The following is a 1853-nucleotide window of genomic DNA, read 5'->3' as shown; positions in this document are numbered from 1 at the left end:
GAACTGTTCAGCGACGTTTTCGGCAGTCTGGGGCATGGTGTCTACACCATACAATTCTTTAAGTTTAGGGTTAATGAAACGCCAGCCCATAGTGGTGTCTTCAATCTTCTGACTACGGCCAAAAGCACTATCTGACTTACCCATTACATAAGGTGCACGGCTCATGCTTTCCACACCACCTGCAATTACCAAGTTCGCTTCGCCGGCTTTAATGGCACGGGCAGCAATGGCAATGGCATCGAGTGATGAACCGCATAAACGGTTAATGGTGGTTGCTGGAACCTGATACGGTAAACCTGCAAGTAGTGCTGACATACGGCCGACATTACGGTTATCTTCACCGGCTTGATTCGCACAGCCATAGATCACATCATCGACCTGTTCCCAATCTACACTTGGGTTACGCTGCATGAGGGCTTTAATCGGCACAGCGCCAAGGTCATCGGCACGGACAGGTGCAAGGCCACCGGCATAACGGCCGAATGGAGTACGGATGGCATCGATGATATAAGCGTTTTTCATTCTAACTTTTGTCCTTTACTTCAGGCCTTTTTAGCCATTCTCTGTAAGTATTTCGCAGTGGCGACATGGATGTCGCCTCGTTGCTCAGCACAACAGGGAGGTTGTGTCTGAGTAACAAAGGTTTTTGGTTACTTTTTTAAAAAAGTGACACGAATTAGCTGGTGGTACCTGACTTAAACAGATAAGACTCCGTTGTAATGCTTTATAAATTTTCATATCAACGAATAACATCACAGCTGTAATTTATTGTGATATCCATAGGTCTGTTGTATAAGCGATACCTTACTTTTGAAAGGTCAAAAGTAACAAAAACCTTTGTTGAACAGAGGAGGCTTCCTTGCCTCCCTGTCCAACGGGCGACATCCATGTCGCCTGTCACGATAGTGAATGCTGTGTAATAGGTGTTTGTTGTGTAAACCTTACCCTTGAGTCGCATCAATCAAAGTTGCACCGGTTAAAGCCTGTAACTCATCAAAGCTAAGACCTTCAACTTTCTCAATCACCTTTAAACCGTCTTTGGTCACATCAATCACACACAGGTCAGTGTAAATACGGTCAACACAGTGTTTACCCGTTACCGGATAGGTCAGCTCAGCCACAATCTTTGGCTCACCTTGCTTGGTTACATGGTCTGTAGTGATAAATACTTTCTTGGCACCAACCGCCAAATCCATCGCACCACCAACAGCAGGAATCGCATCCGGTGCTCCCGTGTGCCAGTTCGCCAAGTCACCATTCGCTGCCACCTGAAATGCCCCAAGCACCGCAATATCAAGGTGACCACCACGCATCATCGCAAATGAGTCGCCATGATGGAAAAAGCTACCGCCTTCAAGCATGGTCACAAACTCTTTACCCGCATTAATCAGTTCAGGGTCTTCTTCACCCGCAGCTGGTGGTGGGCCAAAAGCCAACAGGCCATTTTCAGAATGTAGGAAGACATCTTTATCGGCAGGTAAGTAGCTGGCAATCTTGGTCGGTAAACCAATACCCAAGTTCACATAGGCGCCATCTGGAATATCTTGTGCCACACGTTTTGCAATCTGGTCACGGCTGAGTTTCTGGTAGCTCATGTTATTTCTCCTTATTGCTTACTGTGCGGGCTGTACTTGTACAACATGCTGTACAAAGATACCTGGGGTAATGATGTGTTCCGGGTCTAATCCACCGAGTTCAACCACTTTAGAGACCTGGGCAATGGTGACATCAGCAGCCATGGCCATGATCGGGCCAAAGTTACGTGCAGATTTACGGTAAACCAGATTGCCCCAGCGATCGCCCTTATAGGCTTTAATCAGGGCAAAGTCAGCCTTGATCGGATACTCAAGCAC

Annotated in this window: 3 protein-coding genes; all 3 read right to left on the bottom strand. The window is 47.1% G+C overall.

From position 1 onward, the window contains the following. A partial coding sequence (locus KNQ97_RS19115; protein ID WP_253612633.1) for a beta-ketoacyl synthase N-terminal-like domain-containing protein occupies window positions 1–522 on the bottom strand: 522 nt, incomplete at its 3' end. 419 nt (window positions 523–941) lie between these two features. After that, window positions 942–1595, bottom strand: coding sequence for a 3-oxoacid CoA-transferase subunit B (locus KNQ97_RS19110; protein ID WP_000121755.1), 654 nt, complete (start codon window positions 1593–1595; stop codon window positions 942–944). Between the two features lie 18 nt (window positions 1596–1613). Further along, window positions 1614–1853 (bottom strand): 3-oxoacid CoA-transferase subunit A (locus KNQ97_RS19105; RefSeq protein ID WP_253612632.1); only part of this gene is annotated, 240 nt, incomplete at its 5' end.

This window comes from Acinetobacter sp. UC24323 (assembly GCF_024151445.1).
Lineage (GTDB): Bacteria > Pseudomonadota > Gammaproteobacteria > Pseudomonadales > Moraxellaceae > Acinetobacter > Acinetobacter baumannii.
Note: the sequence above shows the minus strand (reverse complement) of the source record. Positions and strands in the feature narration are given on the sequence as shown.